Source organism: Streptomyces bluensis (genome assembly GCF_014650715.1).
GTDB classification, from domain to species: domain Bacteria; phylum Actinomycetota; class Actinomycetes; order Streptomycetales; family Streptomycetaceae; genus Streptomyces; species Streptomyces bluensis.
Genome location: NZ_BMVM01000001.1, coordinates 555,892 through 575,478, shown reverse-complemented (window position 1 = coordinate 575,478; position 19,587 = coordinate 555,892). Strand labels below are relative to the sequence as shown.

Annotated in this window: 16 protein-coding genes; 6 read left to right on the top strand and 10 right to left on the bottom strand. The window is 70.5% G+C overall.

The features are described 5' to 3' along the window. Positions 1-21: 21 nt before the first annotated feature. Together IE262_RS02640 and IE262_RS02635 are read right to left on the bottom strand one after the other, a co-directional pair. Complete coding sequence (locus IE262_RS02640; protein WP_134030267.1) at positions 22-783, bottom strand: SDR family oxidoreductase; 762 nt, start codon at positions 781-783, stop codon at positions 22-24. Positions 784-799: 16 nt separating this feature from the next. Next, positions 800-1,978: a phytanoyl-CoA dioxygenase family protein gene (locus IE262_RS02635; RefSeq protein WP_189870959.1), complete on the bottom strand. Its 1,179-nt coding sequence runs from the start codon at positions 1,976-1,978 to the stop codon at positions 800-802. A 146-nt stretch (positions 1,979-2,124) separates the two neighbouring features. On the opposite strand from IE262_RS02635, the gene IE262_RS02630 reads away from it, so the two are divergent. After that, on the top strand, positions 2,125-3,156 hold the full coding sequence (locus IE262_RS02630; RefSeq protein WP_134030261.1) for a LacI family DNA-binding transcriptional regulator: 1,032 nt from the start codon (positions 2,125-2,127) through the stop codon (positions 3,154-3,156). Between the two features lie 237 nt (positions 3,157-3,393). Beyond that, the gene (locus IE262_RS02625) at positions 3,394-6,768 is read left to right on the top strand and encodes a pyruvate carboxylase (RefSeq protein ID WP_189870957.1); all 3,375 of its coding nucleotides are present in this window, start codon (positions 3,394-3,396) and stop codon (positions 6,766-6,768) included. A gap of 257 nt (positions 6,769-7,025) precedes the next feature. On the opposite strand, the gene IE262_RS02620 is transcribed toward IE262_RS02625, so the two are convergent. Next, positions 7,026-7,931, bottom strand: a complete 906-nt coding sequence (locus IE262_RS02620) for a LysR family transcriptional regulator (RefSeq protein WP_189870955.1) — start codon at positions 7,929-7,931, stop codon at positions 7,026-7,028. Positions 7,932-8,077: 146 nt separating this feature from the next. Between IE262_RS02620 and IE262_RS02615 the strand changes: the two genes are divergently transcribed. Continuing rightward, positions 8,078-8,494, top strand: coding sequence for a tautomerase family protein (locus IE262_RS02615; RefSeq protein WP_189870953.1), 417 nt, complete (start codon positions 8,078-8,080; stop codon positions 8,492-8,494). Positions 8,495-8,511: 17 nt separating this feature from the next. Here the strand turns inward: IE262_RS02615 and IE262_RS02610 are convergent, their stop codons facing one another. After that, a complete protein-coding gene (locus IE262_RS02610; protein ID WP_134043996.1) occupies positions 8,512-9,801 on the bottom strand; it encodes an alpha-L-fucosidase in 1,290 nt (429 codons plus the stop codon). A 233-nt stretch (positions 9,802-10,034) separates the two neighbouring features. Between IE262_RS02610 and IE262_RS02605 the strand changes: the two genes are divergently transcribed. After that, on the top strand, positions 10,035-10,454 hold the full coding sequence (locus IE262_RS02605) for an SseB family protein (RefSeq protein WP_134043993.1): 420 nt from the start codon (positions 10,035-10,037) through the stop codon (positions 10,452-10,454). An 81-nt stretch (positions 10,455-10,535) separates the two neighbouring features. On the opposite strand, the gene IE262_RS02600 is transcribed toward IE262_RS02605, so the two are convergent. From IE262_RS02600 to IE262_RS02575, 6 genes are all read right to left on the bottom strand, one after another. Then, positions 10,536-10,940 carry a MarR family winged helix-turn-helix transcriptional regulator gene (locus IE262_RS02600; RefSeq protein WP_189870951.1) on the bottom strand — a complete coding sequence of 135 codons (405 nt, stop codon included), beginning with the start codon at positions 10,938-10,940 and terminating at the stop codon, positions 10,536-10,538. 87 nt (positions 10,941-11,027) lie between these two features. Further along, positions 11,028-11,378 (bottom strand): VOC family protein, encoded by a 351-nt coding sequence (locus IE262_RS02595; RefSeq protein ID WP_134043987.1) that lies wholly within the window; start codon positions 11,376-11,378, stop codon positions 11,028-11,030. A 134-nt stretch (positions 11,379-11,512) separates the two neighbouring features. Then, positions 11,513-12,544: a LacI family DNA-binding transcriptional regulator gene (locus IE262_RS02590; RefSeq protein WP_189870949.1), complete on the bottom strand. Its 1,032-nt coding sequence runs from the start codon at positions 12,542-12,544 to the stop codon at positions 11,513-11,515. Then, on the bottom strand, positions 12,541-13,446 hold the full coding sequence (locus IE262_RS02585; RefSeq protein WP_189870947.1) for a carbohydrate ABC transporter permease: 906 nt from the start codon (positions 13,444-13,446) through the stop codon (positions 12,541-12,543). The genes IE262_RS02590 and IE262_RS02585 overlap by 4 nt, the downstream gene beginning before the upstream one ends. Further along, positions 13,443-14,417 (bottom strand): carbohydrate ABC transporter permease, encoded by a 975-nt coding sequence (locus IE262_RS02580; protein ID WP_189870945.1) that lies wholly within the window; start codon positions 14,415-14,417, stop codon positions 13,443-13,445. The genes IE262_RS02585 and IE262_RS02580 overlap by 4 nt, the downstream gene beginning before the upstream one ends. After that, positions 14,414-15,730, bottom strand: coding sequence for an ABC transporter substrate-binding protein (locus tag IE262_RS02575; protein ID WP_189870943.1), 1,317 nt, complete (start codon positions 15,728-15,730; stop codon positions 14,414-14,416). The genes IE262_RS02580 and IE262_RS02575 overlap by 4 nt, the downstream gene beginning before the upstream one ends. Before the next feature lie 187 nt (positions 15,731-15,917). Here IE262_RS02575 and IE262_RS02570 point away from each other — a divergent pair, with 187 nt between their 5' ends. Beyond that, the gene (locus IE262_RS02570) at positions 15,918-17,939 is read left to right on the top strand and encodes a beta-galactosidase (RefSeq protein WP_189870941.1); all 2,022 of its coding nucleotides are present in this window, start codon (positions 15,918-15,920) and stop codon (positions 17,937-17,939) included. A 69-nt stretch (positions 17,940-18,008) separates the two neighbouring features. After that, a complete protein-coding gene (locus IE262_RS02565; RefSeq protein WP_189870939.1) occupies positions 18,009-19,586 on the top strand; it encodes a glycoside hydrolase family 53 protein in 1,578 nt (525 codons plus the stop codon). Position 19,587: the final 1 nt, after the last annotated feature.

The following is a 19,587-nucleotide window of genomic DNA, read 5'->3' as shown; positions in this document are numbered from 1 at the left end:
TCCTTCAGCCCAGGGGGCGGTTCAGTCAAGCCCGCCGAACACTATCTGGTCCCAGTCGATCACCGATCCGGTGACCACCCCGCTGCGGTCGGACAGCAGGAACACGACGAAGTCGGCGATTTCGTCGACCTGGCCGAGCTTGCCCATCGGCTGCGACTGGGCGGCCTTCTCCCGCCAGTCGTCGCCGGCGCCGTGGAAGGCGCGCTGGGTCGCGTCCTCGCCCTCGGTGTCCGTCCAGCCGATGTTGAGGCCGTTGATGCGGACACGGTCCCAGCGGTGCGCGTGGGCGGCGTTGCGGGTCAGCCCGGCGAGGCCGGCCTTGGCCGCGACGTAGGGGGCGAGGAAGGGCTGTCCGCCGTGCGAGGAGGACGTGATGATGTTGACGATGGTGCCCGGCGCCCTGCGGTCGAGCAGATGCTGAACCGCCGCCTGCATCGCGAAGAACGGCGCCCGCAGATTGATCGCGATGTGCGCGTCGAACAGCTCCGGAGGCGTGTCCAGCAGTGACCCACGCGAGGTCAGCCCGGCCGCGTTGACGAGACAGTCGACGCGACCGTGCCCGGCCACCGTCCGTACGACGCTGTCGCGCGCCTGCTCCGGGTCCGAGAGGTCCGCGGCCAGGAAGTGGGCGCCCGTGTCCGCGGCGAGCTTCTCGCCGAGCCCCACCCGGCGTCCCGTGAACGCGACGGTCGCTCCCTCGCGTACGGCCGCCCTCACGATGCCCGCGCCGACGCCCTGGCTGCCGCCGTTGACGAGGACGACCTTGTCATCGAGCAGTCCCATGAGTCCGTGGTCTCCTTCAGCTCCGGCGGCGCTTGGCGGCCGCTTGCAGTTCCTGGCTCAGCCGCTCGGGGGTCCATTCCTCGGTGACGGCCTGCCAGACGATGTCCGCCTGGGACGGCGGAGCGAGCCCGCCGACCGGCGGGTCGAGGTCGAGGTTGGTGGGGAACGGGTAGCCCTCGGCGGTGGCGGCCACCACCCGCCGCAGCCACCCCTCAGGGGCACCCTCGGCCTTGCGGCGCAGCAGCACCGGGAACACCGCGTTCACCATCGCCTCCCGGTCCACCGACTCCATGGAGCGTCCGAACGCGGACGAGATCTGCAGCAGGTTCGCCATGCGCCGGATGCCTGCCGAACGGTTGTGCCCGGCGGCGTGGAAGAGCGCCGGGTTGAAGAACACCGCGTCGCCCTTCTCCAGCGGCAACTGGACGTGGTGCTCGTCGAAGTACGCGATGAACTCCGGGAGGCGGAAGGCCAGATAGCCCGGCTCGTACTTCTGCGAGTGCGGCAGGAACAGCGTCGGCCCCGACTCGACCGGCATGTCGCAGTGCGCCACCGCTCCCTGCAGGGTCAGCACCGGGGAGAGGCGGTGGACGTGCGCGGGATAGGCGGCCGCCTGCTGCTGGGTGAGGAAGCCCAGGTGGTAGTCGCGGTGGACGCTCTGTGCGGCGCCGCCCGGGTTGACCACGTTGACCTGCGAGGTCACCTGGTAGGCGGGGCCGAGCCAGGCCTGAGCGACCAGCTCCAGCATGTCGCCCGCGTAGTAGTCGGCGAAAACCTCCGGGGCGCGTACCGCCACCTTGTCCAGGGCGTTCCAGACCCGGTCGTTGGCGCCCGGCTCGGCGAAGTGGTCGCCGCGCGCCGTGCCCGTCGCGCGCTCCTCCTCGATCAGCGCGTCGAAGGCCTCGGACGCACGGTCCACGACGGCCGGGTCCGTGTAGGCGGCCTTGAGGACCACGACACCGGGCCCGTCCAGCAGGGCCCGCACCAGCTCACTCCGCACCGCACGGCGGCCCTCCGGCGTGACCGTGAGGGCGCGGAGCCGCTCGCTGTCGTACACCGGCACGTTCTGCTCGGTCCGCTCCGCCGAGGGATACGCCTGTGGGTCGGTGTCCTGCTCGACCAGCGAGCGGAACGTGTCGAGATCGCAGTCGTCCTCGCTGAGCCAAGTCCGTGATCCCGCGTCTGTGGGGGACATCCCCGGTCCTTTCGCCATGCCTGCTTTTCTGCCAGTCTGATGAACCGGCGACCGTCATTCAATCCGCAGAAACCCATCAAAAACCCGTCATCGGCACACCGTCGCCAACCGTCCGTCATCCACTCTCGGGAAGCTCGGGAACAGTCATGCGGCATCCGTATCCGATCAGGGAGATCGCCCGTCAGGCCGGGCTGAGCGAGGCCACGGTGGACCGGGTCCTCAACAGCCGGGGAGGCGTCCGGGAGAGCACGGTCATGGAGGTCCACCAGGCGATCAAGGACCTGGACCGTCAGCGGACCCAGGTACGCATCGGCGGGCGCACCTTCATGATCGACATCGTGATGCAGACCCCGGAGCGGTTCTCGACGGCTGTACGGAACGCTCTGGAGGCCGAACTGCCGGCCCTGCACCCGGCGGTCGTGCGCTCGCGCTTCCACTTCCGGGAGACCGGCCCCGCATCGGAACTGATCGCCGTCATGGACAAGATCGCCAAGCGGGGATCGCAGGGAGTGATCCTCAAGGCCCCGGACCTGCCGGAGACCGGTGCGGCCGTCGGCCGGCTGGTCGCGGCCGGTATCCCCGTCGTCACCCTGGTCACCGACCTGCCCGGCAGCGCCCGCCTGGCATACGTCGGCATCGACAACCGCGCGGCCGGGGCCACCGCCGCCTACCTCGTCGGACAGTGGCTCGGTGACCGGCCCGGCCATGTGCTCATCACCATCAGCAGGGGCTTCTTCCGGGGTGAGGAGGAGCGCGAGATGGGTTTCCGCAGCGCGATGCGGCTCGCTCACCCCCAGCGGTCCCTGGTGGAGGTCACCGACAGCGATGGTCTGGACGCCACCCAGCGCGACCTCGTCCTGGCGGCGCTGGGGCAGGACGAGGACATCGTCGCCGTCTACTCCGCCGGAGGCGGCAACGCCGCGACCCTCGACGCCTTCGACGCTCTCGGACGTGAGTGTGCGGTGTTCGTCGCCCACGACCTGGACCACGACAACACCCGGCTGCTGCGCGAGCGCCGGCTGTCCGCCGTCCTCCATCACGACCTGCGCCAGGACATGCGCCGCGCCTGCCAGACCATCATGCGCGCCCACAGGGCCCTGCCCGACGAGGGGCCCGCCCTGCCCTCGGCGATCCAGGTGGTCACGCCGTACAACATGCCGCCCTGGGTGTCTCCCTGACCCCGGCGCCTCGGCGCCCCGAGTCCGATGGCGCCGAGCGCGCGGCGCCGGCGGACCTCTGAAGTGATGTGATCGACGACCCCCAGCCCTTCAGAAACCCACTGCTGGGCCCCTACTCTTGCCGCCGGACGAGAGGCCGGGCGTCGCACCGCTGGTGAGGAGCCGGGCTTCGCCTGGCGCGGCAGGGGGCGTCGCCGACACGATGGTTTCGTCACCGGCAGGCTGAAGGGATCAGGCATGTTCCGCAAGGTGCTGGTCGCCAACCGTGGAGAGATCGCGATTCGCGCGTTCCGTGCCGGCTTCGAGCTGGGCGCGAGGACGGTCGCCGTCTTCCCTTACGAGGACCGGAACTCGCTGCACCGGCTGAAGGCCGACGAGGCGTACGAGATCGGCGAGCCGGGCCATCCGGTGCGGGCGTACCTCTCGGTCGAGGAGATCGTCCGCGCGGCCCGCCTGGCCGGGGCCGACGCCGTCTACCCGGGGTACGGATTCCTGTCCGAGAACCCGGAACTGGCCCGCGCCTGCGAGGAGGCGGGCATCACGTTCGTCGGCCCGAGCGCACAGATCCTGGAACTCACCGGCAACAAGGCGCGCGCGGTGGCCGCCGCCCGGGAGGCCGGGGTACCGGTGCTCGGCTCCTCCGCCCCCTCCACCGACGTGGACGAGCTGGTCCGCGCCGCCGGAGACATCGGCTTCCCGGTGTTCGTCAAGGCCGTCGCCGGCGGTGGCGGGCGCGGCATGCGGCGGGTCGAGGACCCCGACCGGCTGCGCGAGTCCATCGAGGCGGCGGCCCGCGAGGCGGCGTCCGCGTTCGGCGACCCCACCGTGTTCCTGGAGAAGGCCGTCGTCGAGCCCCGCCACATCGAGGTACAGATCCTCGCCGACGGGCAGGGCAACGTCATCCACCTCTTCGAGCGCGACTGCTCGGTGCAGCGCCGCCACCAGAAGGTGATCGAACTCGCCCCCGCCCCGAACCTCGACCCGGAACTCCGGACGCGGATCTGCGCCGACGCCGTACGGTTCGCCGAGCGGATCGGCTACCGCAACGCGGGCACGGTGGAGTTCCTGCTCGACCGCGACGGCAACCACGTCTTCATCGAGATGAACCCGCGCATCCAGGTCGAGCACACGGTGACCGAGGAGGTCACCGACGTGGACCTCGTGCAGTCGCAGCTGCGGATCGCCGCCGGCGAGACGCTGGCCGACCTCGGGCTGACGCAGGAGACGGTCCACCTCCGCGGCGCCGCCCTCCAGTGCCGCATCACCACCGAGGACCCGGCCAACGGCTTCCGCCCCGACACCGGCAGGATCAGCGCCTACCGCTCGCCGGGCGGCTCGGGCATCCGCCTCGACGGCGGCACCACCCACGCCGGTACGGAGATCAGCGCGCACTTCGACTCCATGCTGGTCAAACTCACCTGCCGCGGACGGGACTTCACCACCGCGGTCAAGCGGGCCCGGCGCGCCGTGGCCGAGTTCCGTATCCGTGGCGTGGCCACCAACATCCCGTTCCTGCAAGCGGTGCTGGACGACCCCGACTTCCAGGCCGGGCGGGTCACCACGTCGTTCATCGAGCGGCGGCCGCACCTGCTGACGGCACGCCACTCCGCCGACCGCGGCACCAAGCTGCTCACCTATCTGGCCGACGTCACGGTGAACAAGCCGCACGGCGAGCGCCCCGACCTGATCGACCCCACCACCAAACTTCCGCGCCCCGACGGCACCGAGCCGCCCGCCGGCTCCAAGCAGCAGCTCACCCACCTCGGCCCCGAGGGCTTCGCCCGCTGGCTGCGCGCGTCACCGACGATCGGCGTCACCGACACCACGTTCCGCGACGCCCACCAGTCGCTGCTCGCCACCCGGGTCCGTACGAAGGACATGCTCGCCGTCGCCCCCGTGGTGGCGCGCACCCTGCCGCAGCTGCTGTCCCTGGAGTGCTGGGGCGGCGCCACCTACGACGTCGCCCTGCGTTTTCTCGCCGAGGACCCGTGGGAGCGCCTGGCCCGGCTGCGCGAGGCCGTACCGAACATCTGCCTCCAGATGCTGCTGCGCGGCCGCAACACCGTGGGCTACACGCCGTACCCGACCGAGGTGACCGACGCCTTCGTCCACGAGGCCGCGGCCACCGGCATCGACATCTTCCGCATCTTCGACGCGCTCAACGACATCGGCCAGATGAGGCCCGCCATCGACGCCGTGCGCGAGACCGGCACGGCCGTCGCCGAGGTCGCCCTGTGCTACACCTCCGACCTGTCCGATCCGTCGGAGCGCCTGTACACCCTCGACTACTACCTCCGCCTCGCCGAGCAGATCGTGGCCGCGGGCGCCCATGTCCTGGCCGTCAAGGACATGGCGGGCCTGCTCCGCGCCCCGGCCGCCGCGAAGCTCGTCTCCGCGCTGCGCCGCGAGTTCGACCTCCCCGTCCACATCCACACCCACGACACCGCGGGCGGCCAGCTCGCCACCTACCTGGCGGCGACCGGGGCCGGCGCGGACGCGGTGGACGGGGCGGTGGCGTCCATGGCGGGCACCACCTCGCAGCCGTCGCTGTCGGCGATCGTGGCCGCGACCGACCACTCCGAGCGCCCCACCGGCCTGGACCTCCAGGCCGTCGGGGACCTGGAGCCGTACTGGGAGAGCGTCCGCAAGATCTACGCCCCCTTCGAGGCGGGCCTCGCCTCGCCGACCGGGCGCGTCTACCACCACGAGATCCCCGGCGGGCAACTCTCCAACCTGCGTACCCAGGCCGTCGCACTCGGCCTCGGCGACCGCTTCGAGGACATCGAGGCCATGTACGCCGCCGCCGACCGGATGCTCGGCCGCCTGGTCAAGGTCACCCCGTCGTCGAAGGTGGTCGGCGACCTCGCCCTGCACCTGGTGGGCGCGGGGGTGAAGCCGGAGGACTTCGAGGCGGCGCCGAACTCCTACGACATCCCGGACTCCGTCATCGGCTTCCTGCGCGGCGAGCTGGGCAACCCGCCCGGCGGCTGGCCGGAGCCCTTCCGCAGCAAGGCACTTGAGGGCCGCGCCGAGCCCAAGCCCCCACAGGAACTGACCGAGGAGGACCGGGACGGGCTGGAGAAGGACCGGCGCGCCACACTCAACCGACTGCTCTTCCCGGGGCCGACGCGCGACTACGAGACACACCGCCAGACGTACGGCGACACCAGCGTCCTCGACAGCAAGGACTTCTTCTACGGGCTGCGACCCGGCAAGGAGTACGCCGTCGACCTGGAGCCCGGCGTCCGTCTTCTCATGGGTCTTGAGGCCATCGGCGAGGCCGACGAACGCGGTATGCGCACCGTGATGTCCACCCTGAACGGTCAACTGCGGCCGATCCAGGTGCGCGACACCGCCGCGGCTGCCGACGTCCCGGTGACGGAGAAGGCCGACCGGGCCAACCCCGGCCATGTCGCGGCGCCGTTCGCCGGAGTGGTGACGCTCGCGGTCGCCGAGGGCGACGAGATCGCGGCGGGCGCCACGGTGGCCACCATCGAGGCGATGAAGATGGAAGCCGCGATCACCGCCCCGAAGGCCGGGACGGTGTCGCGGCTCGCCATCAACAGGATCCAGCAGGTGGAGGGCGGCGACCTCCTCGTCGAGATCGCGTGAGCGGGTGAGCCGTCACTGGGCCCTGTCGTCAAACTCCCTCCCCCACTGCCTCAAGGGCGTGGGAGGTGCCCCCAGCCGCGCGACGCCATGCACGCTCCCCCACTGCCTTGAGGGCGTGGGAGGTACCCCCACTCGCCGCACCGGGCGAAAGCCCTAGTACATCCAGTACGAGGGCTTCCGCCCGGCACGCCGAGAGCACGCACCAGACGCCGCTCGGCCCGCCCTTCGGGCGGACGACGGGAGTTTGACGACAGGACCTAGCGCGGGTCGCCGCCCGGAGACTCGCCGGCCGGGTGCGGCAGGTCCAGCAGCGCCCGCAGCGGAGCCGACGCGTGCGGGCCCGCGCGCCAGATCAGCGCCTTGGCGTAGGGGATCCGCGGCGTCACCGGCACGACGGTGACCCTCGGGTCCCGGGTGATGCCCCGGACCGCGCCCGCGGCGAGAGCGATCCCGACCCCTGCGGCGACGAGCTCCAGTTGCAGCGCCACGTGGTTGGTCGCGTACGCGGGCCGGAAGGGCACCCGGGCCTCCTCGAAGGCCGTGCGCAGCCGCGTGTACAGCCCGCTGTCCGGACCGTAGGTGATCAACGGGGTGGTGGCGAACTCCTCCAGCGACAGCGAGGCGTGCTCCGCCTGGGGCCGCCCGGCGGCGACCAGCGCCACGATCTCGTCGCGGACGAGGACCCGGTGCCCGAACCCCGGATCGAGCCCCTCCGGCGGAACGGCCACGAACACCGCGTCCAGCGAGCCCTGCCGCACCTGGGGGATCAGACCGGCGCTCGATCCCTCCACCAGTTGCACACCGACACCCGGGTACAACCGGTGGAACGTGCCGAGCAGCGCCGGGAGACTACTGCTCTCCACTCCGTCGGCGGCACCCAGCTCAAGGGTGCCGGTGAGCAGGCCGGAACGGGCGGCGAACTCGGCCTTCGCGGCGGCGACGGACGCCGACACGGACCGCGCGTGCGGCAGCAGGGCCCGGCCCGCGTCGGTCAGCCGGACGGTGCGCGAGTCCCGCTCGAACAGCGCCTCGCCCAACTCGCGCTCCAGAGCGCGGATCTGCTGGCTGATGGCGGGCTGGGCGACATGACAGCGGGCCGCGGCCCGCGTGAACGACTCCTCCTCGGCGACAGCGAGGAAGTACCGCAGCGTGCGAACCTCCATGACCTCACTGTATGCGCAAGGTATTCGGAAAACTTATCGCTGGAGGAAGACCCAGGTCTTTGACGCATCACGCGGGCGGACAGCACGCTGGAAGCACCTCGGAGCTCCCCGTCGAGAGCTCCCCGACACGAGCGAGGAGTCCTTCCATGCCCCTGGTCCGCATCGATCTCGTCAAGGGCCGCAGCGAGGACCGGGTCCGGGCCGTCGCCGACGCCGTCCACTCGGCCGTCGTGGACGTGCTGGCCATCCCCGAACGCGACCGCTTCCAGATCGTCACCGAGCACGAGGCGAGCCGGATCGTCGCGCTCGACGCCGGGCTGGGGTTCGAACGCGGCGACGACCGCGTGCTGATCCAGATCTTCACGCAGAGCGGCCGCTCGACCGCGGTCAAGCAGCGGCTCTACGCGGCCATCGCCGCCTCGCTGGCGCGGATCGGTGTGGCCGGCGAGGACGTCTTCATCGGATACGTCGAGAAGACCCCGGCCGACTGGTCCTTCGGCTTCGGCCGCGCCCAGTACGTCGAGGGCGACCTGGGGGTCCCCGCCGCGGCGGCCGCGTCCTGACGTCTCCCGGTGCTCCCTCAGTCCCGGCCCGTACCCCGGTAGACGTCCAGCTCCCCGTCCAGCTCGACGGCCAGTACCGTCGCGTACGCGTCGAGGTCGGCCTCGGCTGGCGCGTCGATCCACGTCACGCCCGGCACGGCGTCCAGCCCACCGGTGACGTGGTGCCCCAGCTCGGTACCGGTGCCCAGGACCGTGACCCGCCGCACGCGGTTGCGCAGCCCGCGCACCGACACCGCCTCACGCGGCACGTCGAAGCAGACCAGGTACAGGGTGCGCCGGTCCGCGGACAGCGTGCTCGGCCCGTAGTGGTGCCCGGCGGGCAGCCCGGCGACCGTCCCGTACACGGCCTCGGAGTGCCGCCCGATCCACGCGCCGAGCGCCTCCAGCCGCTCGACCTGCTCGGCGGGGATCGTCCCGTCCTCCCGGGGCCCGACGTCGAGCAGCAGATTGCCGCCCATGCCGATCGTCTCGGCGAAGTAACGCACCAGCTGGCGCACCGACTTGTGGTGGTGGTCCTGGTGCTGGAAGCCCCACGAGTCGTTGATCGTCAGGCACAGCTCCCAGGGCCCGTCCGGCGCCTGGAGCGGGACGCCCTGCTCGGGGGTGGAGTAGTCGCCGTGGCTGAGCATGCGGGCGTTGAGGACGGTCTTCGGGTTCTCCGCGAGGATCAGTTCGGCGAGCTCACCGATCCGCCACTGCTCCTCGGTGCGCTCCCACTCGCCGTCGAACCACAGCAGGTCGGGGCGGAACCGCTGGACGAGCTCACCGACCTGGGCGTCGCGGTACGCCAGGAACCGCGCCCAGGCGGCGGGGTCCTCCTTGCCGGCCTCGGCGTGGGAGTAGGGATTGGCGTCGTTGCCGCCCGGATAGGTGTCCGGCCACTCGTCGATCCCGGGGTGCCGGACGCTCGCGTAGTCCGGGTGGTTCCAGTCGGAGTGCGAGTAGTACAGGCCCACCTTGAGGTCCTGCTCGCGCAGCGCCTCCACGTATCCCGCGATCAGGTCGCGGCCGGCCGGGGTACGCCGGACGACGTTCAGGTCGCCGTGCGCGGTGTCCCACAGAGCGACGCCGTCGTGGTGCCGGGCCGTGAGCACCGCGTACCGGGCGCCGGCGCGGGCGAACAGCTCCGCCCAGGCGCGCGGGTCGTACCGGGACGCCGTGAATCCGTCGAGCTGTCGCATGTACCGCTCATGGGGGACCTCGCCCCAGTAGAAGGACCAGGACTCCGGCACCCCTTCCACGGCGTAGATGCCCCAGTGGATGAAAATGCCCAGCTTGGCGTCGGTGAACCAGGGTTGCATCGGCATGCGCCCACGCTAGGCACGGCTGTGCCGCGGGCGCGTGGGCACGGGTCACCACTACTGGTCGATTTTCACCTGGAGAGGTGGCCTGCCGCCGCAACGGACAGCGCATGCGGCATTACTCCGGGGATGCGGCCTCGTACAGGATTGCCCGGGTCCTGGCCGGGTACGCGACGGGCGTTGCGCCCGGGACGGCAGGCGTCCCGGGTTGCCCACCCGCCACTACCCGGGGATCTGCCATGGACACACCCTCGAACGACAACAACGCGCCCCAGGCCGTGACACCGGCGCAGGAGGCGCTCACCGTGCTCGCCCTGAACACCGGGGACAGGGGTCCCGCGCTCGACACGCTCGCCGAGTCGGACGTGCTGGTCCCCGTGCCGGACGATGCCGGGGACGACGCCTCCGACCCGACGGTGGTGGCACTTCCGGTGCTGGAGCAGTCGGGCGGAGAACAGGTCGTACCCGTGTTCACCTCGGAACTGGAGATGGCCGACCTGCTGCCGTTCGTCTCGCGCTACCGCCTGGTGCCCCTCGGGGCCCTCGCCTCGCAGTGGCCCGACGCGGACCTGTCGCTGACCATAGACGCCAGCTCGCCGCACGGGCTGACCCTCGACTCCGAGGGCGTACGCACGCTGCTGGCGAGGCCACAGAGCTGAGAAACCAAGCGCACACCCCGGCAAGGCTCTTTCAGAGGGCCTTGCGGGGGTCGAGGCCGGCGTCGATAACGCCCTGATCCCTCAGAAGGGGCCCTGGCGCCGCAACATGCGGGACAGGACGGCCCGTTGCAGGGGCAGGACCTCGGCGTGCAGGGCACGTCCCTTCTGGGTGAGGACGACCCACACTCCGCGCCGGTCCTCCTGGCAGACCGAGCGCTCCACCAGACCGTCCTTCTCCAGACGGCTGATGAGACGGGACAGCGCGCTCTGGCTGAGGTGGACCCGGTCGGCGATGTTCTGCACCCGGCACTGCTCACCCTTGTGCGCGACCGTGCCCGAGGCGAGGATGTCGAGCACTTCGAAGTCGCTGGCGCCGAGGCCGTGCGGGTGCAGGGCGCGGTCGATCTCGCACATCGTGCGCGCGTGCACCGACAGGATGTCCCGCCACTGCTCCTCAAGCTGGGCGTCGGCCGTGTTCGCTGCCATACCTGCACGGTAACAGACAGGTGAACGTTTGTTGCGCGTGCAACTAGTGCAGGTGCATCCGGCTGGGGCGGGGGCCAGGGAAGGCCGTCACTCCGCGGGAGCCTGCTGCATCAGCCCGATCAGGTTCCCGTCAGGGTCCTTCACCGAGGCGATCAGCCTGCCGCCGCCCACGTCGCGCACGTCGTGCAGGGTCTCGGCCCCGGCAGCGAGGAGGGCCGCCAGGGTGGACCTGATATCGGAGACGTGCCAGTACGGCACCGGCCCTGTCATGCCCCTGGAGTGCCCGTGCGGGTCCAGGCCGACTTCCTGTCCGGCGTCCCTGAAGCCGACGTAGTAGGCCGAGTCCGCGTAGGGCGTGCCGAGCAACTCGCTGAACAGCGCCTTTGCCTGGTCGAGATCCTTGACGGGATAGATGATGGTGGTGAGACCGCGGGTCATGGCGTACTCCTCGCTCGGTCCTGTCGCCTGTCGCACCGACGGGATTCCGTCGGCAGTCCCACGCTAGGCCGGGGGGACGGTGCCCGCTTCTTCGATCCTGACGGGTCTTCGCTCACGCCCGGGGGGCGGAGCCCTCAGGTCGAGTCCCGGCGCACCAGCACCGTCGGCAGGATCACCGCCGCGGGGTCGTCGCCGCCGATCTGCGCCAGCAGGACCCGCACCATCTCGCTGCTGATCCGGTCCCAGGGCTGGCGGATCGTCGTGAGGGCGGGGGCGGACTCCGTCGCCGCGGGGGAGTCGTCGAAGCCGCCCACGGACACGTCCTCCGGAACCCGGCGGCCCGCCCGGCGCAGCGCGGTCAGGACGCCCTGCGCCATCAGGTCCGAGGCGACGAACACGGCATCCATGTCCGGCGCCCGCTCCAGCAGCCGCTCGGCGCCGGCCCCACCGCTGGCCCGGCTGTAGTCGCCGGTGACGACGAGCCGCTCGTCGACCTCGACGCCCGCCTCCGAGAGCACCTCCTTGTACCCGGCGAGGCGCTCCACACCACCCGGCGTGTCCAGTGGACCGGTCACGACACCGATGCGGCGGCGGCCCAGCGACAGCAGATGGCGCACCATGTCACGGGCGCCGTCCCGGTCGTCCGCCGCCACGTAACTCACCTTGGAGCCGAGCCCCATCGGCTTGCCGCACTGGACGAGAGGCACCCCCGCCTCGCGCAGTTCCTCGGCGACCGGGTCCCCGGAGTGGCTGGACACCAGCAGCACGCCGTCGACGTGGCCCGCCGTGATGTACCGCGTGATGCGGCGCCGTTCGTCCTCCGTACCGGCCAGCATCAGCAGCAGGGGGATGTCGTGCGCGGCCAGCGCCTGCGTGCAACCGCGCAGCAGGACGTTGAAGTTGGGGTCCTCGAACAGCTTTTCCTGGGGTTCGGTCAGCAGGAAGCCGATCGAGTCGGAGCGACCCGTGATCAGTGAGCGGGCGTGCCGGTTCACCACGTAACCGGTCTTGCGGATCGCCGCGTTGACCGCTTCCTGGGCCGCCGGGCTGACGTGGTGGCCGCCGTTGAGCACGCGTGACACGGTGCCCCGGGAGACCCCCGCCACGCGCGCCACGTCGTGGATGGTCGGCGGTCTGCGCCGTCCCGCGGTGTTGCTCATGGTCATGACTTTACGGCTCCGGACAACAGGTCGAGGCTCCAGAACCGCTGGACGACCAGGAACAGCGCGATCAGCGGGAGCACCGCGAGCAGCGCGCCCGTGATCACCAGGGTGTAGAGGGCCGGGGTGTTGGAGCCCTGTTCGAGGAGGGTGAACAGACCCAGCGTGATCGGGAACTTCTCGTCGTCGCTGAGCATGATGTACGGCAGCAGGAAGTTGTTCCACACCGCCACGAACTGGAACAGGAACACGGTCACCAGGCCCGGCACCATCATCGGCAGGGCGATCCGGGTGAAGATCCGCCACTCGCCCGCCCCGTCCACGCGCCCCGCCTCGACCACGTCACCGGGCACGGCGGCGGCCGCGTAGATCCGGGACAGGTACACGCCGTACGGCGACAGGACCAGCGGCAGCAGCACCGACCAGTAGGTGTCCGCCAGATCGATCCGGGCCAGCAGCAGGTACTGCGGGACGGCGAGGATCACCGGAGGCATCAGCACGCCCGTCAGCAGGATGTTGAAGACGGTCTCGCGGCCCCGGAAGCGGTAGACCGCCAGCGCGTAGCCGCTGATCGCGGAGACGGCCGTGGACAGCAGGGCGCCCAGGCCCGCGTACAGGGCGGAGTTGCCCATCCACCGCCAGTAGACGCCGTCGCGGTAGGCGCTCAGGCCGGACAGGTTGTCCGCGAGGCCGGTGCCCGGCAGGAAGGTGAACGTGGAGAACAGTTCGCTGCCGGACTTGGTGGCCGCGATCACGACCCAGGCCACGGGCAGCAGACAGTAGACCGCGCCCAGCAGCAGCGCCAGCGTCGGGACGAGCGCGATCCGGCGGCGCGACCGGGGGCCCTGAAGGGCGCCGGGTGTGCTGCCCGCCACCGGAGCGGCCTTGACGACGGCAGGAGAACTCATCGTGCTTCCCCCTGCCGGGATCGGGAGCCCGCGGCCCGCAGAAAACCGAAGGACAGAACCAGTGTGGCCACGGCGATGATGACGGCGCCCGCGGCGGCCGTGTGGATGTCCCCCTTGCCGAAGGCGTCCTGGTACACCTTCATCAGCGGACTCCATGTCGTGGAGACGGAGTTGGTGAGGGGCTTCAGGGTGGTCGGCTCGCTGAACACCTGGAGCGTCGCGATGATCGAGAAGAAGAAGGTCAGCACCAGCGAGGGCGCCACCATCGGGATCTTGATCCGCAGCGCGATCTGCAGCGGGGTCGCGCCGTCCAGCTTCGCGGCCTCGTGCACCTCGGCCGGGATCGCCCGCAGGGACGTGTAGATGACGATCATGTTGAAGCCGGTGCCGCCCCACACCGCGATGTTCGACAGCGCCGCGTACAGCCCGCCGCCGTCCAGCAGGTCCGGTTGCGGCAGCCCGAGTTTGTCGAGCACGAAGAAGAAGGGGCTGACGTCCGGCAGGTAGAGGAAGCCCCACAGCAGGGCCGCCACGACACCCGGGACGGCGTACGGCAGGAAGATGGCGAGCCGGGTGAAGGAGGCGAGCCGCACCTTCTCGCTGTCCAGCATCAGCGCGAGGAGCAGCGCCAGTCCGAGCATGACCGGAATGACGATGGCGCCGTAGCCCAGCACACGCAGCGCGCCGCCCAGGAACTCGGAATCCGTCAGGGCGCCGGCGTAGTTCTCCAGGCCGGCCCAGACCTCGCTCCGCGCACCCGCGCCCAGGCCCAGGCCCTTGACCTCGATCTTGTGGAGGCTGAGCCAGACCGCGTAGCCGATGGGCAGCGCGAAGAAGAGGGCGAACAGGACTGCCGCGGGCAGGAGGAAGAACAAGGGGGCGCTTCGCGCTCGTCGGAGGGCGGAAGCGGGGGAGCGGAGAGCGTACGGGGCCCCCTCGGCCCCGTACGACGTCCGGTGAGCGCTGGTCACTGGGCTACCTCGAAGCCCTGCTTCTTCAGGTCGGCGACCGTGTCGTCCTGCATCCTCCCCAGAGCCGCACCGAAGTCCGACCTGCTCTTGGCGGCGGCGCCGAACGCGTCCTTGAAGGCTGTGTACGCGACGTTCACGTTCGGGCCCCATGCGGAGGGCGCCGTGGTCTTCGCTATCCCGGCGGCACTGGCGTAGAAATCCGTCTGGTTCGAGAAGAAGGCCGGCGGCTCGGCGAACGCGTCACTGAGCTGCGCGCTGGTGGAAGCCGGGTAGATGCCGCCCTCCTTCGCCAGCGCGGTCAGCGCGTCCCGGTCGGTGTTCAGCCAGGCGGCGAATCTCGCGGCGGCCGCCTTGTGCCGGGAGTCCGTGGTGACGGCGGTGGAGGAGCCACCCCAACTGCCGGTCACGTCATCACCCTTCGACCACTGCGGCAGCGGCGCCATCCTCCACTTGCCCTTGGTGTCCGGCGCGGCCGTGGTCAGGGTGCCGGGCGCCCAGACCGCGCTCACCCAGGCGATCTGCCGGCCGGTGTTGAGAGCCTTGTTCCAGGCCGGTGTGTACATCGGCTGGTTGTCGATGGCGCCTTCCTTGACGAGACCGCCCCAGAAGTCGGCCACCTTCTGACTGGCCGCGTCGTCGATGCCCACCTTCCACGTGTCGCCCTCGGTGGTCCACCACCGGGCGCCCGCCTGCTGGGCGAGGCCCGCGAAGAGGCCGGAGTCGTTGGCGGAGAAGGTGGTCAGGTCCACGTCCGGCGCCTTCCGCTTCAGCGCGCGGGCCGTCTCGGCGAACTCGTCCCAGGTCGTCGGGACCGTCAGGCCGTACTTCTCGAACAGGTCCTCGCGGTAGTAGAACATCATCGGCCCGATGTCCTGGGGTATCGCGTACACCGCGTCCGTGCCCAGCGTCGTCTGCTGCCAGACGCCCTCGGCGAACTTGCCCTTCGCGCCTTCGGCGTCGCCCGAGATGTCGGCGACCGCGTCATTGCTCACCAGGGTCGGCAGCGCCTGGTACTCGGCCTGTACCAGGTCGGGGCCCTTGCCGGCCTTGTGCGCGGTGAGGATCTTGGTGACGAGGGTGTCGCCCGAGGCCTGCTTCTTGACCGTGACGGTGATCTCCTGCTCCTTGCCGGGACCCTTGTTCCACAGGTCCACGACCTTGTCCATGCCTGGCGTCCAGGTCCAGTACGTCAGCTGTGCGGGTCCGGACTGGGCCTCGCTGTCGTCGGACCCGCCGCAGGCGGCGAGCGTGGTGGCACCGAGGGCCACGGCGACGGCGGTGGCCACAAAGCGGCGTTGCTTCGTGTTGGGCATGGATCGCTCTCCCCTGACCTGGGGTCCTCGCCCTCGGCGAGGACCTCCCCCTGCGTTTGTGAGCGTTCACAGTAGAGAAACACTCACGACCCTTGTCAATGGTTGTTTCTGTGCGGTTATGTAAGGCGAGCGCCACCCGGCGCCGTATGTGCACGTTCCCAAATGATCGATTGAGCGGGAGAGTTCGATGCCGGAGACCACCCCCACGGGCCTCACCAGGCTCGCCTTCGGCGGGGACTACAACCCCGAGCAGTGGCCGGAAGGCGTCTGGCACGAGGACGTCCGGCTGATGCGCGAGGCGGGCGTCACCATGGTGAGCGTCGGGATCTTCTCCTGGGCCTTGCTGGAGCCCTCACCGGGCGCGAACGACTTCGCCTGGCTCGACCGTCTGCTGGACCTGCTGCACGAGAACGGCATACGCGCCGACCTCGGCACACCGACCGTCGTACCGCCCGTCTGGTTCTACCGCGCGCACCCCGAGGCACTGCCCGTGGCCGCCGACGGCACGCGGTACGAGTTCGGCTCGCGCGGCGCCATCTGCCACAGCAACGCCGACTACCGGGCCGCCGCCGCGAACATCACCACCAAGCTGGCCGAGCGGTACGCCGACCACCCGGCCCTCGCCCTGTGGCACGTGCACAACGAGTACGGCGTCCCTGTCTCGGCCTGCTACTGCGACACCTGCGCCGCGCACTTCCGCCGCTGGCTGGCGGCCGTGTACGAGACGGTCGACGCGGTCAACGAGGCCTGGGGCACCGCCTTCTGGGGTCAGCACTACACGGACTTCGAGCAGATCAACCCGCCCCGGTTGGCCCCCACCGTCGGCAACCCCGGCCAGGCCCTGGACTACAAACGGTTCGCCGACGCGACCATGCGGGAGAACTTCTGCGCGGAGCGGGACATCCTGCACCGCCTCGCCCCCGGCATCCCGGTCACCACCAACTTCATGACCGCGCTCAGCCAGTGTGACTCCGTCGACTACTGGGCCTGGGGCCGCGAGGTCGACCTCGTCACCAACGACCACTACCTGATCACCGACGGCCGCCGCACCCACGTCAACCTCGCCATGGCCGCCGACCTCACCCGCTCCGTCGCGGGCGGCGCGCCCTGGCTGCTGCTGGAGCACTCCACGTCCGGCGTCAACTGGCAGCCCCGCAACCCGGCCAAGGCCCCCGGCCAGATGGCCCGCAACTCCCTGGCCCATGTGGCGCGCGGCTCCGAGGGCGCCCTGTTCTTCCAGTGGCGGCAGTCCCGGCGCGGCGCCGAGAAGTTCCACTCGGCGATGCTGCCGCACGCGGGCACCGAGTCGCGGGTGTGGCGCGAGGTCGTCGAACTCGGTGCGTCTCTCGACTCGTTGAGGACGATCCGCTCCACCCGCACCCTGGCCGACGTGGCCGTCCTCTGGGACTGGCACTCCTGGTGGGCGCAGAACCTGGCGTGGCGCCCCACCGAGGACCACGACGCCCGCGAGCGCGCCGACGCCTTCTACGAGGCCCTTTACGACCGCCACCTCACCGTGGACTTCGCCCACCCGGAAGCCGACTTGTCGGCCTATCCCCTTGTCGTCGTGCCCGCGCTGTACCTGATGACCAAGGCCGCCGGGAACAATGTGCGCGCGTACGTCGAGAACGGCGGCACCCTCGTCGTCTCCTACTTCTCCGGCATCGTCGACGAGCACGACGCCGTGCACGAGGGCCCGTACCCCGGCGCCCTGCGGGACGTTCTCGGGCTGACCGTCGAGGAGTTCTCGCCGCTGCTGCCCGGTGAGAGCGTCCGTGTCGTCGGGCCCGACGGCTCCGAGCTCACGGGGGACGTGTGGACCGAGTTCGTGGTGCCGCGCGACGCCGAGACCGTGTGGACGTACGCCGACGGCCCGGCCGCGGGCCATCCCGCGGTGACCCGGCACCGACTGGGCGAGGGATCGGCCTGGTACGTGTCGACGCGCCTCGACGCCCAGGGGCTGGACGCGCTGCTGGGCTGGGCCCTGGACGACGCGGGCATCGCGCCGCGCGCCGATCTGCCGCGGGACGTCGAGGTGGTGCGGCGGGCGGGGGAGTCGGGCACCTATCTGTTCGCGATCAACCACGGCTCCTCGGACGTCAAGGTGCCGTTGGACGCGCACGGGACCGAGTTGCTGACGGGTGAACGTGCCGCGGGCCGCCTGGCGGTGCCCGCGGGGGTCGTGCGGGTCGTACGACTCGACGGCTGAGCCCGCTGTCGGTTCCGGGTCTCACCGGAGTACTCATCCCACCCCACGTCGAAGGGACGACGGACAACGATGTTCCATCCCAGACGCACCCTGCGGACCCTGCTGCTGCCTCTCACCGCCGGGCTCGCCCTCACCGCCCTGCCGGCCCTGCCCGCCCAGACCGCTCACGCCGCGAGCACGCTCACCAACGGCGGCTTCGAGTCCGACGGCACCGGCACCGCGACCCCGGCCGGCTGGTCGACGTACTCGGCGGCCGGGCAGAACTCCGCCTCCTTCACCGAGTCCGGTGGCCACGGCGGCAGTTACCGCCTGACCCACTGGTCGTCCTCCGCCTACAAGGTGGAGACGTACCAGTACCTGTCCGGCCTGACCAACGGGAACTACAAGCTCACCGCGTGGGTGCGCTCCGGCGGCGGCCAGAACGCGGCGTACATCGCGCTGAAGAACTGCGGGAGTTCCGAGCAGCGCACCGACATCCCCGTCTCCTCCAGCGGCTGGGTCAGGATCGTCACCTCCGTCGCGGTGACGAACAACCAGTGCACGATCAGCGTCACCTCCGACGCGAACGCGGGCAACTGGATCAATGTCGACGACCTGACCTTCACCTCGGGCTCGACCGGCCTGTCCATCAAGGGGTCCGACGTGTCGTCACTCGCCAAGAGCGAGGCCAAGGGAGGTGTCTACAAGAACAGTTCGGGCACGACCGGGGACGCGCTCGCCATCCTCAAATCCGCCGGACAGAACTACGCCCGCCTCAAGGTGTGGGTGAACCCCGCCGACGGCTACAACAACAAGACGCGCGTCCTCGCCGTCGCCAAGCGCGTCAAGGCACAGGGCATGAAGCTGCTGGTCGACTTCCACTACTCGGACACCTGGGCCGACCCGGGCGCGCAGTCCAAGCCCGCCGCGTGGGCCGGACACTCGTACAGCCAGCTGAAGACCGACGTCTACAACCACACGTACGACGTCCTGAACGCGCTGAAGGCGCAGGGCACCACGGCCGACATGGTGCAGGTCGGCAACGAGATCAACGGCGGCATGCTGTGGAACGAGGGCTCCACGGACAACTGGCCGCAACTCGCCGGACTCCTCAACTCCGGCTACGACGCGGTCAAGGCGGTCAACTCCGGTACGACCGTGGCGCTCCACCTCGCCAAGGGCGGCGACCTGCCGGGCACCCGCTGGTGGTTCGACAACGCGGTCGCGAGCGGGGTCAGGTTCGACGTCATCGGCCTGTCGTACTACGGCTACTGGCACGGCACGCTGTCCGACTTCCAGACGACCCTCGACGACGCGGCCTCCCGCTACGGCAAGCCGGTCTTCCTCGCCGAGACGGCCTACCCGTTCCGGCTGGACAGCGACGACGCGCACCAGAACATCATCGACACCACCGGTGAGCTCGTCCCCGGCTACCCGGCCTCGACGGCCGGGCAGACCCAGTGGATGAAGGACGTGGCGAGCATCGTGGAGGCCGTACCGAACGGCCGCGGCCTCGGCGTCTTCTACTGGGAGTCCACCTGGACCGCGGTCACCGGCAACGGCTGGGACCCGGCGGACCCCTCGTCCGGAAACGGCTGGGAGAACCAGGCGCTGTTCGGCTACGACGACAGGGCCCTTCCGGCGATGGCGTGGTTCAGCCACCGCTGAG